This window comes from Baekduia soli (genome assembly GCF_007970665.1).
GTDB lineage: Bacteria > Actinomycetota > Thermoleophilia > Solirubrobacterales > Solirubrobacteraceae > Baekduia > Baekduia soli.
Genome location: NZ_CP042430.1, coordinates 3,163,177 through 3,181,197, shown reverse-complemented (window position 1 = coordinate 3,181,197; position 18,021 = coordinate 3,163,177). Strand labels below are relative to the sequence as shown.

At 74.7% G+C, this 18,021-nt stretch carries 14 protein-coding genes, 1 tRNA gene and 1 pseudogene; 10 read left to right on the top strand and 6 right to left on the bottom strand.

What is annotated here, in order from left to right; all coding sequences use genetic code 11:
* Positions 1 to 22: 22 nt before the first annotated feature.
* A complete protein-coding gene (locus FSW04_RS15110) occupies positions 23 to 2,926 on the top strand; it encodes a helix-turn-helix transcriptional regulator (protein WP_146920676.1) in 2,904 nt (967 codons plus the stop codon).
* A gap of 646 nt (positions 2,927 to 3,572) precedes the next feature.
* On the opposite strand, the gene FSW04_RS15105 is transcribed toward FSW04_RS15110, so the two are convergent.
* Positions 3,573 to 5,252 carry an AMP-binding protein gene (locus FSW04_RS15105; protein ID WP_146920674.1) on the bottom strand — a complete coding sequence of 560 codons (1,680 nt, stop codon included), beginning with the start codon at positions 5,250 to 5,252 and terminating at the stop codon, positions 3,573 to 3,575.
* 84 nt (positions 5,253 to 5,336) lie between these two features.
* On the opposite strand from FSW04_RS15105, the gene FSW04_RS15100 reads away from it, so the two are divergent.
* On the top strand, positions 5,337 to 6,713 hold the full coding sequence (locus FSW04_RS15100; protein WP_146920672.1) for a hypothetical protein: 1,377 nt from the start codon (positions 5,337 to 5,339) through the stop codon (positions 6,711 to 6,713).
* Here the strand turns inward: FSW04_RS15100 and FSW04_RS15095 are convergent.
* The 4 genes and pseudogenes from FSW04_RS15095 to FSW04_RS15080 all read right to left on the bottom strand — a co-directional run bounded on the left by FSW04_RS15095 (position 6,677) and on the right by FSW04_RS15080 (position 10,057).
* The gene (locus tag FSW04_RS15095; protein WP_146920669.1) at positions 6,677 to 7,864 is read right to left on the bottom strand and encodes a cation:proton antiporter; all 1,188 of its coding nucleotides are present in this window, start codon (positions 7,862 to 7,864) and stop codon (positions 6,677 to 6,679) included. The genes FSW04_RS15100 and FSW04_RS15095 overlap by 37 nt on opposite strands.
* Positions 7,865 to 8,019: 155 nt before the next feature.
* Positions 8,020 to 8,721 (bottom strand): class I adenylate-forming enzyme family protein, encoded by a 702-nt coding sequence (locus FSW04_RS27890; protein ID WP_146920667.1) that lies wholly within the window; start codon positions 8,719 to 8,721, stop codon positions 8,020 to 8,022.
* 76 nt (positions 8,722 to 8,797) lie between these two features.
* Positions 8,798 to 9,319: pseudogene (locus FSW04_RS28560) on the bottom strand (AMP-binding protein); the annotation flags it as partial.
* Positions 9,320 to 10,057 carry an SDR family NAD(P)-dependent oxidoreductase gene (locus FSW04_RS15080; protein WP_146920665.1) on the bottom strand — a complete coding sequence of 246 codons (738 nt, stop codon included), beginning with the start codon at positions 10,055 to 10,057 and terminating at the stop codon, positions 9,320 to 9,322. It lies immediately after the preceding pseudogene.
* 176 nt (positions 10,058 to 10,233) lie between these two features.
* On the opposite strand from FSW04_RS15080, the gene FSW04_RS15075 reads away from it, so the two are divergent.
* On the top strand, positions 10,234 to 11,907 hold the full coding sequence (locus FSW04_RS15075; protein WP_146920663.1) for a class I adenylate-forming enzyme family protein: 1,674 nt from the start codon (positions 10,234 to 10,236) through the stop codon (positions 11,905 to 11,907).
* Here FSW04_RS15075 and FSW04_RS15070 read toward each other — a convergent pair.
* Positions 11,894 to 12,688, bottom strand: a complete 795-nt coding sequence (locus FSW04_RS15070; protein WP_146920661.1) for an enoyl-CoA hydratase/isomerase family protein — start codon at positions 12,686 to 12,688, stop codon at positions 11,894 to 11,896. The two genes, FSW04_RS15075 and FSW04_RS15070, sit on opposite strands and share 14 nt — an antisense overlap.
* Before the next feature lie 956 nt (positions 12,689 to 13,644).
* On the opposite strand from FSW04_RS15070, the gene FSW04_RS15065 reads away from it, so the two are divergent.
* The 7 genes from FSW04_RS15065 to FSW04_RS15040 all read left to right on the top strand — a co-directional run bounded on the left by FSW04_RS15065 (position 13,645) and on the right by FSW04_RS15040 (position 17,652).
* Complete coding sequence (locus FSW04_RS15065; RefSeq protein WP_187368805.1) at positions 13,645 to 14,253, top strand: calcium-binding protein; 609 nt, start codon at positions 13,645 to 13,647, stop codon at positions 14,251 to 14,253.
* Positions 14,254 to 14,371: 118 nt separating this feature from the next.
* Positions 14,372 to 14,445 (top strand) — tRNA-Gly (locus tag FSW04_RS15060).
* Between the two features lie 612 nt (positions 14,446 to 15,057).
* The gene (locus FSW04_RS15055) at positions 15,058 to 15,636 is read left to right on the top strand and encodes a helix-turn-helix domain-containing protein (RefSeq protein ID WP_146920657.1); all 579 of its coding nucleotides are present in this window, start codon (positions 15,058 to 15,060) and stop codon (positions 15,634 to 15,636) included.
* On the top strand, positions 15,629 to 16,330 hold the full coding sequence (locus FSW04_RS15050) for a B3/B4 domain-containing protein (protein ID WP_146920655.1): 702 nt from the start codon (positions 15,629 to 15,631) through the stop codon (positions 16,328 to 16,330). Before FSW04_RS15055 ends, FSW04_RS15050 begins: the two co-directional genes overlap by 8 nt.
* The gene (locus FSW04_RS27210; RefSeq protein WP_228431391.1) at positions 16,327 to 16,614 is read left to right on the top strand and encodes a hypothetical protein; all 288 of its coding nucleotides are present in this window, start codon (positions 16,327 to 16,329) and stop codon (positions 16,612 to 16,614) included. The genes FSW04_RS15050 and FSW04_RS27210 overlap by 4 nt, the downstream gene beginning before the upstream one ends.
* Positions 16,611 to 16,811 carry a PLP-dependent transferase gene (locus FSW04_RS28555; RefSeq protein WP_228431293.1) on the top strand — a complete coding sequence of 67 codons (201 nt, stop codon included), beginning with the start codon at positions 16,611 to 16,613 and terminating at the stop codon, positions 16,809 to 16,811. Before FSW04_RS27210 ends, FSW04_RS28555 begins: the two co-directional genes overlap by 4 nt.
* 40 nt (positions 16,812 to 16,851) lie before the next feature.
* The gene (locus tag FSW04_RS15040) at positions 16,852 to 17,652 is read left to right on the top strand and encodes an SIS domain-containing protein (RefSeq protein ID WP_146920651.1); all 801 of its coding nucleotides are present in this window, start codon (positions 16,852 to 16,854) and stop codon (positions 17,650 to 17,652) included.
* Positions 17,653 to 18,021: the final 369 nt, after the last annotated feature.

The window sequence follows — 18,021 nt, the reverse complement described above, 5'->3', positions numbered from 1 at the left end:
ATAGTCGCGGCGAGTCCCTGCGATGTTCGTGCTCGCCCACCACCTCGTCGGACGCGGCCCGGAGCTCTCCCGCCTCGACGCCGCGCTCGACGACCTCGACGGCGGGCACGCGCGGGCCCTCGAGGTCGTGGGCGCGGCCGGCATCGGCAAGACGCGTCTCCTGGCCGAGCTCGCGGCCCGCGCCGACGCCCGGGGTCACATCGTCCTGACCGGCTCGGGATCGGACCTGGACCGCGATCTGCCGTTCTGGGTCTTCGTCGACGCGCTCGACGAGTACGTGGCGGGCGTGGAGCCGCGACGGCTCGCCAACCTCGACGAGGAGGTCCGTGCGGAGCTCGCGCAGGTGTTCCCGGCGCTGTCGGACCTCGGCCGCGGCGCGGCTGCCGGACTGCAGGACGAGCGCTACCGGATCAACCGCGCGGTCCGCGAGCTCCTGGAGCGTCTCGCCGCGACCAAGCCCATGGTCCTCATGCTCGACGACGTCCACTGGGCCGACGCGGCCTCCATCGACCTCACCGCCGCCCTCCTGCACCGCCCTCCCGCGGCGGCCGTCCTCCTCGTGCTCGCCTCGCGCCCGCACCAGACCCCGCCACGCCTGGCCGGCGCAGTCCGGCGGGCGGTGCGCAACGGCGAGCTCACGCAGATCGGGCTGGACCCGCTGACGGGCGAGGAGGCCGCCGCGATGCTCGGCCGCGCGCCGTCGGACGCGTCGGCGGCCGCCCTCTACGAGGAGTCGGGCGGCAACCCGTTCTACCTCGAGCAGCTGGCCCGCGCGGGAGCGGCGGCCGCGCCGAGCGCACCCGAGGGCGGTCTGTCGGTGGCGGAGGTGCAGGTCCCCGGTCCGGTCGCCGCCGCGCTGCAGGAGGAGCTCGAGCTGCTCGCGCCCCCGACCCGGCGCATCCTGGAGGGCGCCTCGGTGGCCGGCGACCCCTTCGAGCGCGAGCTCGCGGCGTCGGCGTCCGACGTGGCCGAGCCCGCCGTCATGGAGGCCATCGACGAGCTGTTGGCCGTCGACCTCATCCGGACGACCACCGTGCCGCGGCGCTTCCGCTTCCGCCATCCCATCGTCCGGCGCGCGGTCTACGAGTCGGCCGCGGTGGGCCGCCGGATCGGGGCCCACGAGCGGGTCGCTGACGCGCTCGCCGACCGCGGCGCCGCCGCCTCCGCCCGTGCCCACCACGTCGACATCGCGGCCCGGGTCGGCGACGCCGCCGCGGTGGCGGTCCTCACCCAGGCCGGCCACGACGCGTCGCGGCGGGCCCCGGCCACCGCGGCCCGGTGGTTCGCGAGCGCCCTGCGACTGCTCCCCGACACCGCCCCCGCCGCCGGCCGGGTCGAGTTGCTGCTGGCCGGCGCCGCCGCGCAGGCCGCGACGGGCCGCTTCGCCGAGGCCCATGCCGCGCTCATCGAGAGCCTGGGCCTCATCGCGCCGGACGCATCGCCCGTGCGGGTCAGGCTCGTGGCCGCCTGCGCGCGGGTCGAGCGGCTGCTGGGCCGCCACGAGCAGGCCCACGACCGCCTGGCCGAGGCCCTCTCCGACCTGCCCGAGGCGACCGGGCCGGCGGCCGTCGCGCTGATGCTCGAGCTCGCCGCCGACGAGGTCTACCGCCTCCAGTACCGCGCGGGGCAGGAGTGGGCCCGCCGGGCCGTCGAGGCGGCCAGGGCCATCGGCGACCCGGCGCTGACCGCCGCCGCGCTGGCGACGCTCGCCCGCGCCCTGGCCTGGGGTGGAGAGCCCGAGCCCGCCGGGCGCGTGTGGGCGGAGGCGGCGCCGATGGTCGACGCGCTCACCGACGACGAGCTGGCCGGCCGGCTCGACGCCGCCGTCGAGCTGGCCGGCGCGGAGATCTACCTCGACCGCTTCGCCGAGGCCGGCGTCCACGCCGAGCGCGCGCTCGCCGTCGGGCGCGCGACGGGCCAGGGCCAGCTGTTCCCCGGGGTCTACGCCACGCTCGGCGTCGCCTGGTGCATGAGCGGCCACCTCGCCGAGGCCGCCGAGCTGCTGGAGGCGGCCACCGAGGCGGCCCGGCTGTCGGGCAACCGGGCCGCCCTGGCCTGGGCGCTGTTCTGCCGGGCCTTCGTCGCGGTGCCCGCGGGCGACCTGCGCACCGCGATCGCCACGGCGCAGGAGAGCCTGGAACTCGCGACCGCCACCGGTCAGGGCGTGATCGCCGCGCGCGCGGCCGCCGTGCTCGCCGTCGCGCTGCTCGACAGCGGCCGGCCGGACCGGGCCGCCGCCGCGCTGACGGACTCCGTGGGAGAGGATCTCATCGCGATCCCGGAGGTCTGGCGCGCCTACCTGCTCGAGCTGATGACCCGCAGCCGGCTGGCGCTGGGCGACGACGACGAGGCCCGGCGGGCCGCGGCGGGCGCACGGGCCGCCGCGGAGGCCGTCGGCCTGCGCTCCGCGGCCGCCATGGCGGACCGCGCGACGGCAGCGGTCGCGCTGGCCGCCGGCGACGCCGCCGCGGCGGCCGGCCTGGCGCTGCGCGCGGCGGCGCTCTCCGACGCGGTGGGCATGCCGGTCGAGGCCGGCCTGGCGCGCACGATCGCCGGCCGTGCGCTGGCGCAGACCGGCGAGCAGGACCGGGCGGTGCGCGAGCTCGAGCAGGCGGCCGCCGAGCTCGACCGCTGCGGCGCCGTGCGCCACCGCGACGCGGCCGAGCGCGAGCTGCGCCGGCTCGGGCAGCACATCCACCGCCGCACCCGGGCGGGCGGCGCGAGCACCGGGGTGGGCGCGCTGACCGAGCGCGAGCTGGAGATCGCGCGCCTCATCGTGGACCGCAGGACCAACGGCGAGATCGCCGGCGAGCTGTTCCTCAGCAAGAAGACCGTGGAGACCCACATCCGCAACATGTTCCGCAAGCTCGACGCCGGCTCGCGCGTCGAGAGCGCCCGCGCCGTCGAGGAGGCCGAGCGCGGCTAGGCAGTCTCCGGCGCCGGCAGCGGCACGGGCTCGGGGTCAGGGAGACGCTGTCGCGGTCCACGGCCGCGACGCCGGTCAGCGTGCCCTTCGCCCGAACCAGCGCGGGGTTGGTGCGATCGAGGACGGGCTGGATGCCGGGGGCCGACCCGTCGACGCGCCCACGATGCCCGGCAGGCCGCGCAGCCGTGCCGTGCTCAGGCGTTGCACGTCGAGGGACACGACGGTGCCATGACGTGGCCGACGTGGGTCGTGCGGGGAAGCAGCGCGATGGTCATGTCCCCACCATCGGCGGCGACCATGGGATCGGCCCGCGAGCACCCTGTGGGTTTCCTGGGATCCGCGGCCGCTAGGACCACGAGAGCCCGACGGGGATCTGGCTGCGGCCCGTGCGCACCCGCGTGCCGGCCGTCAGGACCGCGACGGGCCCGCCCGGCCTGCCGTGGGGCGCAGGCTGCGGCGGCGGCGGCGCGACGCGCGGTGGCCGCCGGCCGCCGAGGCGATCGCGGGCGCCGGGAGCGTCGGGAACGCCGACGCCAGGAGCGCGCCGAGTCGTGGGCATGTCCAGGACCCTGCCGCCCGAGACCGTGGGCCGGCTGAGCGCTCCCCGGACGTTCGCCGAGGACCCGGGCGGCCCCGGCCGTGCCGGTCAGGCGGGCTCGGGACGCCGCGAGGAGATCCGCGGCGCCTCGGAGATGCCGGCGGCGGCCAGCTCGGCGGCGATGCGCTCGCGCAGGGCGAACTTCTGGATCTTCGTGCCCGACATGGGCCACTCGGTGACCACGCGGACGTAGCGCGGCACCTTGTAGGTGGCGATCTGGCCGACGCAGAAGTCGATGATCTCCTCCTCGGTCACGGTCGCGCCGGGGCGGCACTCCACGAAGGCGGCGGGCACCTCGCCGTAGCGCGCATCGGGGGCCGCGACGACGGCGACGATGCCGACGGCCTCGTGGCCGGTCAGGTGGGCCTCGACCTCCAGGGCCGAGACGTTCTCGCCACCGACCTTGAGCATGTCCTTGATGCGGCCGCCGTAGATCAGGCGCCCGTGCTCGTCGAGCGCGGCGCGGTCGCCCGAGTGGAACCAGCCGTCGGCGTCGATCGTGGCCGCCGTGAGCTCGGGGTCCTTGTAGTAGCCCTCGAAGCGCGAGTAGCCGCGGAAGCACAGCTCGCCGGTGACCCCGGTGGGCAGCGGCTCGCGGGTCTCGGGATCGACGATGCGCACCTCCATGCCCTCCACGGGTGCGCCCTGGGTGCTCATCCGCACCTCGTAGGGGTCGTCGGGGAACGGCAGGGTGAGGTTCGTGCAGCACTCCGTCGAGCCGTAGGCCGTGGTCTGCGTCGTCCTGGGCAGGCGCGCCTGCAACTGGGCGAGGCGCTCGTGCGTGCAGATCGTCTGGATCAGGCGCAGGGCGCTGAGGTCGGCCTCGGCCAGCCGCGGGTGCTCGATCACCGGCAGCCAGAGGTTCTCGAAGGCCGGGTAGGCCACGGTGCAGCGCTCCTCCTCGAGCTGGCGCAGCGCGGTGTCGGCGTCGAAGTGCGCACCCGTGTGCACGAACGCGGCCCGCGCGGCGAAGGTGCCGATCATGAGCACGATGCCGCCGCAGTGGAAGAGCGGCAGCGGGTCCCACAGCCGGTCGCGCTCGGTCAGCAGGAAGTGGCGCCGGCAGACCGCCGCCCCGTGGCGGACGATCGCCTCGTGGGTGATGAGGCAGCCCTTCGGGCGCGACGTGGTGCCCGAGGTGTACATGAGCAGCGCGATGTCGCGCAGGCGCACGCGGTTCTGCAGCGTGCGCAGCTCGCCGACCCCGACGCGCTGCGCGGCGGCCTCGAACGCGGCGCGCGAGAGGAAGCCCGGCCGGGCCCCGGTGAGGTCGACGATTCGGCGCAGGTGCGGCGCCGCGTCGGTGGCGCGCTCGCCGTCGTCCTGCCCCGGCCCCGCCGGGAAGACCTCGGCGACGATCCCGGCGTGGTCGGTGCCCTCGTCGGTCGTCGCGGTCGCCGTGAGCAGGATGCGCGCGTCGGAGTGCGCGACGACGTGCTGGAGCTCACGCGCCTTGAAGCGCCCGTTGACCGGCACGGGAACCGCGCCGAGCTTCGTCGTGGCGACGAGCGCGACGACGACGTCCAGGCCGTCGGGCAGGAACAGCGCGACCTTGTCGCCCGGCCCGACGCCGAGCGCGAGCAGGCTGCGGGCGCAGTCGTCGGTGCGCCGCGCAAGCTCGGGGTAGCTCGCGCGACGGCCGGGGAACACGACGGCGTCGCCCGTGGTCTCGGTGGCGGCGCGGTCGACCAGGTCGCCGACCGTCGTCGCCTCGGCCCAGATCCGCATGGCGCCGACCGTACCGGGTTCCTCGCGCGCGGCATGCGGCGAACGACGGATGGCCGCGCCCCGCGGCGCGTGGACGATGGCTGCATGCCCGCCCGGCCCGCCCTGCTGCTCGTCGCCGTCCTCGCCCTGGCCGCGCCCGCCCGCGCGTCGGCGCAGTGGTCCGATCCCCAGGACCTCTCGGGTCCGGGCACCGCGAGCGCGATCATCACGGCGGCCTACGACGCCGACGGCGACGGCCTGCTGGTCTGGAGCGCCCAGCCCGGCCCGTTCTACGGAACCGCGACCCACGCCGCCGGGACGACGGGCTGGCAGCCGGGCCCGCGCCTGCTGCGCGGGCTGGCCTACCTGCACGCCCAGCCGGCCCTCGCGTTCTACGGCCGCTCGCGTCTGCTCATGCGCGGCTCGCTGCGCGAGGGCTCCGGCCCGACGCTGCGCTACCGGATGATCGCCGCGCTCGGGCGCGCCGACGCGACGTTCGCCGTCCCGGTGTCCCTGGACCTCGGCACGACCGGCGGGCGCCGGGCCGCGCGCTCGCTGTCGACCCCGGCGCTGGCGGCCTCGCCCGCCGGCGCCGCGATCGCCGCCTGGTCGCGCGACGACGGGACCACCACGGTCGTGCGCGTCTCCGAGCGCCGGGCCGGCGCGTCCTTCGGCCCCGTGCGCGACCGCACACCGCAGGGGGCGCGGATGCCGGCCGTGGCCATCGACGCACGCGGGGACCGCGTCCTGGCCTGGTACCGCCGGGGCGCCGTGCAGGCGCGCGTCCGCCCGGCCGGCGGCGCCTGGGGCCCCGTGCTGCGGGTGGCCGCCGCCGTCCACACGCCGAGCGTGCTGCGGGCGGCCATGGACGCCCGCGGGCGCATCCTGCTGGCCTGGGCCACCGCGGGCCGGCCCGCGAACGGCCCCACGTCGTTCGCCTTCGACGCCGCCGTCCGGCTGCCCGGCCGGCCGTTCACCCATCGCGTCCTGGCGCGCTACGAGGCCACGGGGTACGCGTTCGCCGGTGCCGACCGCCGGATCTTCACGGTGCTCGACGCCGCGGGGCACGGCGCGATCGCCTGGCAGGGCGACAACGCCGGCGAGACGGCCGTGGTCCTCGCGCGCCTGGGCAACCGCGACCGGCTCGCCACGCCCCACACGCTGGCGCGGGGGACCGCCGGGCGCGCGGTGCGCCCGACCGAGCTGACGATCGGGCCCGGCGGCCGGCTGGCCGTCGCCTGGGAGCGCGAGACCGGGGACGTGCTCGTGAGGTCGGAGGTGGTGGTCGCCGCCACCACGCCCGGCTCGGGCTTCCTCACCCCGGCGCAGACCCTCCCGGCGACGTGCCCCGCCCCGGCGCTGTGCGTCGTCGGCGAGGCGCGCGCCGCCTTCGATCCCGTGACGGGCGCCCTCAGCGCGGCGTGGCTGCAGCGCGACGACGCCAACTACCGGGTCTGGGCCTCCAGCCGCCCTGCGTCGTAGGGGGCCGCCGGCGGCGCGGCGGGCGGGAGCGCCGCGCCGCGCAAGAGCGCGGCCCCCACCGCGCACGCCGCGATGGAGACCAGCGCGGCGCAGAAGATCGCGGCGGCCTGTCCCTGGTCGAACGCGTGGGCGGGCAGCCCGAGCGCGATGACCGCCGCGGGGACGCCGACCTGGGCGGTGGCCAGCAGGCCCACCGACGCCGGCGCGCGGATCACCACCGCGGCCAGGACGTGGACGGCGACGGCCAGCGCGGAGAGCAGCACGGCGAGGACGACCGCGCGGTGGTCATGGCCCAGCGCCCGCAGGTCGAGCCTGGCCCCCAGCAGCACGAAGAACAGCGGCACGAGGAAGCCCTGGCCCAGGCCGAGGACCTCGCGCGACAGGCGCTTGGGGCCGCCGATCGCGCCGACGACCAGGCCGGTGCCGAACCCGGCGACCAGCAGGCTCGCGCCGACCTTCTGGGCGATCCACGACAGCCCGAACAGCACGACGACCGACAACCGCAGGTCGATCGCCCACCCGCGGTGCTTGCCCTCCTTGCGCGCGTGGTGCACCCACTCGGCGTGGCGCAGCAGCCGCGCGACGCCGAAGACCGCGGCGACGAGCACGGAGACGATGAGCGCACCGATGGCGGCGTGGCCCGCGCGCGACGGCGTGATGACGAGCGGGATCGCGATCGTCGCCAGGATGTCGGCGATCGTGATCCACGTCATCGCCGCCAGGACGGCCGGGCTGCTCAGGCCGGTCTCGTCGATGACGGGCAGAGCGACCGCCGCCGAGGACGAGACGAGCACGACGGCATAGACGAGCGCCGGGCCGCCGGCCAGCGCGTGGGCGGCCAGGCCCGCGCCCACCGCGAGCGGCACGGCGACGGCGACCGCCACCAGGCCGGTGCGCAGCGCGGTGCGCAGCCGCCGGTCGTGCAGCGGCACGTGCATCCCCACGGTGAACATCAGCGTGGCGAAGCCCAGCGTGTAGAGCAGCTCGAGGTCGCTCTTGGCGGGGTCGATGACCCGCAGCCCCGTGCGCCCGAGCACCACGCCGGCCAGCAGCTGGCCGACGACGACCGGGATCGCGCCGCGGGCCAGCAGCGACAGCGCCGGGCCCAGCAGGGCGGCGAGGAAGACCAGCGCGACGAGGCCGAGATCCATGGGTGCGTGCGGCGGCCGGGGCGGCCGCCGCGGCGCAGCATGGCAGCCGTGCGCGACACGGAGAAGGCGGCGGCGGGCAGGCCGCCTCGGCCAGCCTGCGCACCTCGTCGGCCACGACGGCGAAGCCGCGGCCCTGCTCGGGCGAGCACGGGTCCTTAGGTCAGCCGAAGCGCTCGCGCAGCTCGAACTTCTTGACCTTCAGCGACGATCATGTCCTTCTTGCGGCCCGAGATCCGAAGCGCGCCGTCCTCCACGATGCCCAGGTCCCCCGTCCGGCACCAGCGGCCGGCGAGCGTCTCGGCGCTGGCCTGCCGGTCGTTCCAGTAGCCCACGGCGTTGGCGGGACTGCGCGTCCAGATCTCCCCCGGCAGGCCGTCGGCGACGACCGCGCCGTCGTCGTCGCGGATCGTCAGCTCGGCGAACGGGAACGCGCGCCCGACCTGCTCGGGGTGCTCGAACGCGAAGCCCGGGGCGCCGCAGGCGACGACCGGGGTGCCCTCCGTCAGGCCGTAGACCTGCACGAGGTCCATCTGCGGGTGGCGCGCGCGCATCGCCTCCACGGAGGAGGGCAGCACGGCGTCGCCGCCGGTGAACACGCGCCGCACGCGGTGCAGGGCGACGTGCTCGCAGCCGGGCGTGGCCAGCATGTCGCGGATCATGTTCGGGAACAGCAGGAGGTCGGTGACCTCCTGGGCCGAGGCGACCTCCAGGGCCCGCAGGATCGAGAACCCGCCGCTGGAGCACGTCACGACGCTGCCCCCGGCGGCCAGCGTGGGCAGGGTGTAGTTCTCGATGCCGCCGACGTGGTAGAGCGGGCCGGTGATCATCGTCACGCTGCGCGGCGTGACGATGATCACCGGTCCGCCCGGCGATCTGCATCGCCAGCCACCACATCGTGCTGCCGTGGGTCCACAGCGCGCCCTTGGGCCGCCCGGTGGTCCCCGAGGAGTACATGATCATCGCGCCGTCGGCGTCGTCGGGCCGCGCGACGGCGGGCTCGCCCTCGGCGCCGTCCTCCAGGAGGGCCCACGGGTGCGCGGGGCCGCCGGCGTCCTCGCCCAGCGCGACGTACTCGCGCACGCCCAGCGCGCCTCGGCGGTCGGCCAGCGGCGCCAGCAGCGCCGCGTCGGCCAGCAGCATCGAGGTGCCCGAGTCGTCCAGCGCGAACTGCAGCTCCTCGGGGCCCAGGCGGAAGTTCAGCCGCACGGCGATCGCCCCGATGCGGGTGATCGCGAAGTAGGCGATCCAGTACTCGATGCTGTTGTGCATCAGGATCGCGACGCGGTCGCCGTGGGCGACGCCGAGGTCCAGGAGCGCGTTGGCGTAGCGGTCGCTGCGCGCGGCGAGCTCGCCGTAGGTGACGAACGGGCCGTCGTCGAGCGCGAGCGCCGGGTCGCCCGGCGCGACCCGCCCGGCCCGGGCCGAGCACTGGCGCAGGACGTGGCCGATGTCCACCTAGGCCTCGCGCGGCCGGCGCCGCGGGAACGGCAGGCCGGCCAGCGCGGCCGTCGCCCCGCCGTCGACCGCCAGGATCTGCCCGGAGACGTAGGACGCCGCCGGCGAGAGCAGGAACGCGATGACCGACGCGATCTCGGGCGCCTCGGCGACGCGCTGCTGGGGCAGGCCGATCGTGCGGTCCTGCTCGGCGGCCACGCGCAGCAGCTCCTCGATCATCGGCGTCTGCGTGGGGCCGGGGCACACGCAGTTGACGCGGATCCCGCGCCGGCTGTAGTCGATGGCCCAGGCGCGCGTCAGCGCGGTGATCGCGCCCTTGGTCGCCGTGTAGGCGTCGCGACCGGGCATCGCGCTGAGCGCCGCGACGCTGCCGATCGTGACGATCGCCCCGTCGTCGGCCAGGCCGTCGACAAACGCGCGCACGGTGAGCATCGTGCCCGTGAGGTTGACCGCCAGCGTGCGCTCCCAGACCTCCAGCGACAGGCGCGACGGGCTGCCGTCGCCCTCCACGTCCCAGATGCCCGCCGCGCAGACCAGGCCGTCCAGGCCGGGGCCGATCTCGTCGGCCGCCGAGGCCAGCGCGGCCGCGTCGGTGACGTCGGCCACGACGCTCCGGACGCCGTCCAGCGGGGACTCCCGGCGGTCCAGCGAGACGACCTCGGCGCCGTCGTCGAGCAGCAGCTGCGCGGTCGCCAGGCCGATGCCCGACGCGCCGCCGGTGACCAGGACGCGGCTCACGCGTCACCGCGGATGGCCGACCGGGGCTCGACGGCCGTGCGGCCCCTGACGTGGTGTTGGGACATGCTCTGCTCTCCGGTTAGGCTGGCCGACCGTACGGTCGTCTGTCTACCAGCGTCCACGGACGCCGGTCAACGCGGGAGCCCGACCCTGTCACACCCACCGAGGAGAGCCCGATGACGGTCACGCAGGCGACGGAGCCCAACGCGTCGTACTGGCATCAGGACCCGACGCCGATGCCGGCCCTGGACCGGCGCTACGACGAGCTGCTCCAGCACGGCGTCGACACCGTGCCGGACCGCGAGGCGCTCGTGTTCGTCCCCTACGGCGGCCAGGGGCCGTCGCGATGGACCTACGCCGAGCTGGGCCGCGACGTCGAGCGCGTGGCCCGCGCCCTGGTGGCCTGGGAGGTCCGCCGCGGCGAGGTCGTCGCCGTCTACGCCGCCAACCGCCCCGAGTTCGTCCTGCTGCAGTTCGCCTGCTCGCAGCTCGGCGCGATCGCCGTGCCGGTCAACCCGCTCTACGCCCCCGACGAGCTGGCCTATGTCCTGGATCGCGCCGCGGTCAAGGTCTGCTTCGCCGACGCCGTCCACAAGGACCTGGCGCTGTGGGACACGCTGGCGCGCATCGCCGGCGAGGTCCCGTCCCTGCGCGAGCGCGTGGCGCTGGCGCCCGTCGAGGGCCACGACCTGGACTGGGAGCGCTGGGTGGCGCGCGGCGAGGAGGTCGGCGACGACGCGCTGGCCGCCGCCCGGGCGCAGGCGCAGACCGACGACATCGTGCAGATCGAGTTCACCTCGGGCACGACCGGACGACCGAAGGCGGTGCAGATCTTCAGCCGCGCGCTGTACAACGGCGGCCGCTGCACGGCCTGCCGCGCCGAGATCGAGGACGGCTGCCGCTACCTGCACGCCATGCCGTTCTTCCACGTCGGCGGCAGCATCACGGCGATGGCCTCGACCTACGCGGTCCGCGGCACGCAGATCGTGCTGCCCTACTTCAGCCCCCGCGAGGTGTGCGCGGCGATCGAGCGCGAGGACGCGACCGCGGCGATCGGCGTGCCGACGATGCTCATCGCGATGGCCGTCCGGGCCGAGGAGGAGGGCTACGCGTTCGAGCGCCTGCGCACCGTGCTGACCGGCGGCGCGCTCGTGCCCGCCAAGGTCGCCGCGACGTGGATCGACCGCTACGACGTGGGGATCGCCAACACCTACGGGATGACCGAGACCACCGGGCCGTGCATCCAGACCGGCCCGTCGGACCCGCTGGAGCGCGCGCTGGAGACCGTCGGGCGCCCGCTGCCGGGCGTCGAGGTCGAGATCGTCGAGCCGGGCACCGAGACGCGCGTGCCGATCGGCGTCGAGGGCGAGGTCCGCTTCCGCGGCTGGGGCACGATGAAGGGCTACCTCGGCGACGAGGAGGCCACGGCGGCGGCGCTCAGCCAGGACGGCTGGATGCGCTCGGGCGACCTCGGCGTGCTCGGCTCCGACGGCTTCGTCGCGATCACCGGGCGGGCCAAGGACATCATCATCCGCGGCGGCGAGAACATCGCGCCCAAGACGATCGAGGACGCGATCCGCAAGCTCGTGCCCGACATCGTCGACGTCAGCGTCGTCGGCGTCCCCGACGAGTACTACGGCGAGGCGGTCGCCGCGTACGTGACGCTGCGCGACGGGGCCACGCTGACCCACGAGGAGCTGACGGCCGCGCTGGAGGGCGACGTGCCGGCCTACCGGATCCCCGCCCACCTGCGCGTCGTCGACGCCTTCCCGACCACGCCCTCGGGCAAGGTCCAGAAGTTCCGCCTGCTCGAGCAGTTCCGCGCGGAGGCTGGACCTACCTCCCCGTGAACTCCGGCGGGCGGCGGTTGAGGAAGGACTCGATCGCCTCGCCGTGGTCCTCGCTGAGCATCGTGACCATCTCGTAGCCGGTCGCGGCGTCGAAGGAGACGCTCAGGGCCTCCTTGATGAGCTTGTTGACGGCCAGCTTGGTGTACTGCACGGCCATCGGGGCGCCGGCGGCCAGGCGCTTGGCGAACGCCATCGCGGCCTCGTCGAGCTCGTCGTCGGGAACGGCGTGGTTGATGAGGCCCAGGCGCTCGGCGTCCCTGGCGGTCAGCGGGTCGCCGGTCAACAGGTACTCCTTGGCGCGCGCCGGCCCGATGGTCATCGGCCAGATCGCGGTGCCGCCGTCGCCGGCGACGATCCCGGCCTTGACGTGCGGGTCGGCGATCAGGGCGCTCTCCCCCATGAAGATCACGTCGCAGAACAGCGCGAGGTTGGCCGCCAGGCCCATGGCGTGGCCGTTGACGGCGGCGACGATCGGCAGCTGGACGTCCAGCAGGTCCCAGATCATCTGCTTGGCGTCGCGGTGCAGGTCGAAGACACGCCGGGGCGAGTCCAGCGTCTTGAACCAGTCGAAGTCGCCGCCGACCGAGAAGACGCCCTTGGAGCCCGTGAGCAGGATCGCCCGCGCGTCGTCGACCTGCTTGAGATGGCGGAACAGCGCCGTGAGGTCGTGGTGCAGGTCGTCGTCGACGGCATTGATCTTGCTGTCGGGATGATCGATCGTCACGCGCAGCACGTCGCCGTCGCGGTCCAGGCGCAGGCAGCGGAAGTCACTCGACGTCATGGCAGACCCTTCGGGTTGTGGATCGAGGCGGATCCGGCGCCGCGCACTCTATGGGCCGTGGCCCGAGCCGGGGCGGCGGCCGGAGCCCGGTGGTCGGCCATACGACCGTCGCCCCCGACGATGGTCTAGTTCCGCGTAGGCTGCGGCGCAACTCCGGCGCGACGGTCGCGTTGGCAGACCTGATCGCGCCCGGAGGGCGTCCTGTGTCACGCAAGGAGAAAGCATGAGCAAGCAGCGAGTGATGGCGGCGTTCGTCGCGGCCGCCGCCATCGCCGGGGTCACGGCGCAATCGGCCTTCGCGGGCGACATCCGGGTCGACACCAACTCGGCCGGGGTCAAGCGGATCCTCTTCAGCGAGGTCCAGGTCCCACCGGCGATCCGGCCAACCCGACCAAGGCCGCTCCGGAGACCAACCAGATCAAGATCACCACCGGGAGCGGCCGGATCATCGTCAACGACGCCGCCACCCCGCTGACGCCCGGCGTGGGCTGCGTGGCCGTCGACGCCAACACGGCCTCCTGCGACCCGGCGGGGGTCACGCTGCTGCAGTTCCCCCTCGGCCAGCTCGACGACACCTTCGACAACGAGACGACCATCCCGTCCTCCATCGTCGGCGGCGCGGGCCTGGACACGATCATCAACGCCGGCGCCGGCGACGATACGGTCGACATGAAGGGCACTGAGCGCGACCAGATCGACTCGTGCGGCGCCGGCGTCGATCACCTCGTCACCGACGCCAAGGACATCGTGGTCGCCGGCTCGGCCTGCGAGTTCCTCAACGGCGTCGACCAGCGTGGTCCCACGCCCCCGCCGACCAACGGCGGCGGCACGCCCACCGGCGGCACCCCCGCGCCCCCGCCCCCGGTCAACGTGACGCCGATCTCGGCCTCGCCCGTCGGAACGCCTCCCCCACGCCGGTCGCCGCCCTGGAGGTCGCCCCCACCGGCGCCTGCACCGTGCCGTTCCTCGGCACCGCGGGCCCGGATCGCATCGAGGGCTCGGTCAACGGCGACGTCGAGTACGGCCAGGCGGGCAACGACTACATGCGCGGCCAGGACGGCGATGACTGTCTCTACGGCCAGGACGGCAACGACACGCTGATCGGCGAGAACGGCGCGGACCTGCTCGTCGGCGGCCTGGGCAACGACCAGGTCTTCGGCGGCCTGGGCAACGACAAGCTGTACGGCAACGCCGGCCGGGACGTCCTGTACGGCGGCGCGGGCACCGACCGCCTGTCGGGCGGCGACGGCGCCGACAAGCTGTACGGCGAGTCCGGCAACGACTCGCTGTTCGGCGGCAACGGCAACGACCGGCTGTCGGGCGCGGACGGCAACGACATCCTGTCCGGCGGCGCGGGCAACGACCAGATCTACGGCGGCAACGGCGCCGACAAGATCACCGGTGGGGCCGGGCGCGACGTCATCCGCGCCGGCGCCGGCAACGACACGATCCACGCCCGCGACCGCCATCGCGACGTGATCGATTGCGGCTCGGGCCGCGACACGGTGATCGCCGACAAGGTCGACTCCGTGCGCAGCAACTGCGAGAAGGTCTCGCGCAAGTAGGCCTGTCGCGAGGCGAGGCGTCGGGGCCCCCAGGCCCCGGCGCCGCGCGTCGGTCCGGGGGTGCCGAGGGGGTCGACCCGCGGGTCAGACCCATTGCTAGACTCCCACCCCTAGTCGTGCGGCTGTAGCTCAGTTGGCTAGAGCGTCTGCTTGCCATGCAGAAGGTCGAGGGTTCGAGTCCCTTCAGCCGCTTCGGAGAAGAGCCCCGCAGACGCGGGGCTCTTCTTGTCCTCGGGATGGCGCCGTCGAGCGGTCCGGCAGATTCGCTACCGCTTCTCGTCACCGCCTCTCGATGATGCGACGGACCAGAGGGCGGGCAGGACCCACGTGGGCGACGCGGAGCCCCGCGCCGAAGAGGCCGGTCACGCCGCGGTCGCGGTGCCCGTGAACGCTGACCTCGACGGGCATGGACGGGTGGACCGCTCGCCGCGTCGACGTCGACCGTGATCGTATGGATGCCGCGCGGGCCGTTCGGGCTGCTCGTGCACCGGTAGGCGCCGCCGCGCTGGACCGTGGCAGTGCGTCACCACGGTGTAGGGCCGGCTCGGGCCCCGAGGCTTCAGAGGATCGGCCGGCGCCACAGGAAGAAGCGCCGCTGGCCGCTTGCGACTGGGTATCACGCGCGCCGCGCCCAGTCCTCGATCGTGGACCTTGGCACCACCAGCAGCTGGGCGACGTCCTGAGCGCAAGACGTCGGCTCGGGTGATGACTGGCTCGCGGGGCGCCTCACCCGCAGCGGGCTCGCCCAGTTCATGCCGTTCCGGTCATCAGAACGACCGGCAATGTACGCTGTAATGACCGCCCGTGAACGACGCCACCCTGGACATCGTCGCCCGCAACGTCCGTTCCGCGCGGGTCGCCGCTGGATGGTCGCTCGACGTCCTCGCCCGGCGGGCGAACGTCAGCAAGGGTGCGCTGGTCGCGCTGGAGGGGGCGCGCGGCAACCCGAACCTGGCGACGCTCGTGGGCCTGGCCGACGCGCTCGGGCGGTCGGTGTCCTCGCTGATGGAGGACGCCCACCCCGGGCCGGCGCCCGTCGTCGTCGATGCCGGCGACATCGCGCCGCTGTGGACCGGTCCGTCCGGCGGTACGGCCCGGCTGTTGCTCACCAATCCCCGTCCGGCGCCGGTCGAGGTGTGGCGCTGGCGGCTGTACCCCGGGGAGCGCCACGACAGCCACGCCCACCCTCCCGGGGTCACCGAGACGCTGACCGTCGTACGAGGCCAGATGCTGCTCACGCTCGCCGACACCGCCTGCCCATTGCACGCCGGCCAGACGACCGCCTTTGCCTCCGACGTGCCCCACTCCTACCAGGGCGCGGGCCGCGGGCCGTGCGAGCTGATCATGACCGTCCACCTCACACCGGAGCATCACGGTGCCTGACGACGCGCTCGACGTCCTCGTGGACCCCGTCATCCACGCCGAGCATCCCGACTACGTCGCACTCGTCCTGCTGGCCTCTGGACTGGTCAACGGCCCGTCGGACGCCGGAAGCGACGCCCGGCTCACCGCCGCCGAGGCCCACCTGCGTACCTGCGGCCTGACCCGTGCGACCGACCACCCGCACATCGCCGCGTGGCGCGCGGCGTTCAGCGCCTTCGGCGCCAAGCCCAGTCGATACCCGAGCTCCGCCGAGGCCCTCATCACCCGGGTCCTCAAGGGGCAGGCGCTCCCGCGCGTCAACGTCCTCGTCGACCTCTACAACGCGGTCAGCGTCGGCCATGTCGTGCCGCTGGGCGGCGAGGACGCCGACCACCTGGAGGGCCCGTTGCGCCTGACCGTCACGACGGGCGGCGAGCCGTTCGATCCCCGCGGCGACGGCCTCGACGTCGAGCACCTCCCACCCGGCGAAGTGGTCTGGCGTGACGACCGCGCCGTGACCTGCCGTCGCTGGAACTGGCGCCAGGGACGCCGCACCCAGCTCACCGACGCCACGACGCGCGCGTTCTTCGTCTTCGACCGCCTCGATGGGCTCTCCACCGACGAATTGCACCACGCCGCCGACGAGCTCTCGGGCCTGCTCCTGGATCGCTGGCCCGACTGTCGCCTCGACCGCATCGAGCGCCGGGCCACATGACCATGAACACCGGCAACGGCACCCCCCTGCATCCCGAGACGGTCGTGATCTCTTCGGGCCGGCCGGGCGCCGCCGACGGCCCGCTGAACGTTCCCGTGACGCCGGCGTCTGCGCTGCAACCCGACGGCACGTCAGGCCACGCGCCATGGCAGGCCTTGAAGGAGGCGCTGGGAGCGCTCGAGGGCGGACGGGCGCTGATGTTGGCCTCAGGCATGACGGCCGCCGCGGCCGCCATGCGCCTGTTCGGCGATGCCCCGGTCATCGTGGCCCCGGAAGTGGCCTGAGCACGACCTGCTGTGCGTCGTCGACAACGTTCGCCACGCCGCTGCTGCAGCGCCCGCTCGAGCTCGGCGCCGACGTGGTGATCCACAGCGCGGCCGAGGCGATCGGGGGACACTCGGATCTGCTGCCGACTGGCGTCCCATCCCCAGCACGATCGCGCCCGCCGCACGCTCGGCGGCTCGGGATTCACAGGCCCTGAAGACCAGCCGTTTCCCGTCCATCGACCCGGGACCCCGTTCATGACCGATACCCGCTGGCATACCGACGACCATCCCGAGCTGCGAGCCGGCCCGCCGTGGGTCATGCAGGAGATGATCGCCACCCAGCCGGCGCTGGCCGAGCAGATGCTCTCCCACCCCTCGCCGGCGGCCGCCGCCATCGCCGCCGAGATCGAGAGCGCGCTCGCCGCTGGTCGGTCGGTGACCGTGACGGGGTGTGGCACCTCCGAGCACGCCGCCCACGGGATCGCGGCGCTCATCCGCGGCGTCGTGAATCGGGGGCGCCGGCCGCTCATCCACGCCCGGCCGGCGCTCAGCGCGGCCATCGATCCCATCGACGGCGTCTGCCTGGCGGTCTCACACGACGGCGGCACTCGTGCGACGGCGTTGGCCACGGCAGCGGCCCGCCAGGCCGGTGCGCGCACGGCGGCGGTCGTCCACGACCCGTCCTCCGCCGTGGCCGCCGCCGTCGACCATGTCCTCGTGACACCACGCCACGACGACTCGTGGTGTCACACCGTCGCCTACACCTCGGCGATCGCCGCGGGTGCGGCGATCGCCGAGCACCTTGGCCCGATGACCATCCAGCCGGCCGCCGCGGCTGCGGTGCTGCGCAGCGGCGCCGCGGTCGATGCGGTCCCGCTCGCCGACCACCTGTCCGGCAGCCGCGTCCTGCTGTGCGCCGGTGCGGGCATCGACCACATCACGGCACGCGAGCTGGCGCTGAAGATCGCCGAGGGCGCTCGGATGCCCACCGTCGCCCTCGACTCGAGACTGTGCTGCACGGCTCGCTCGCCGGCCACGACTCCGGCGACGCGGTGACCTCGTCGCGATCGATCGCGGCCCACAGCAGAGTCGTCTCGCCCGCCGCGCCGCCCTTCTGGCCGGGGCCGTCGCCGCGATCGGCCTGCCGGTCGCGGCGCTGCTGTCGGCCTCCTACGACGACGCACTTCCACCGGCACTGACGCCTGCCGGCCGCCTCGTCCTCGACCTCCCGCAGGACGCCCAGCTCGACCGGACCCTGGCGGGCCTCCTCGCCGGTGCAGGCGGCCTGCAGGCCCTCACGCTCGCGCTGGCGCACGCGCGCGGCACCAACCCCGATCTCATCCGTCGCGAGGAGCCCCGGTATCGCAAGGCCGCCCGGGTCGCCGAGGAGGTGCCGGACTGGTAAGCACCCCGGTCGTAGCGGCG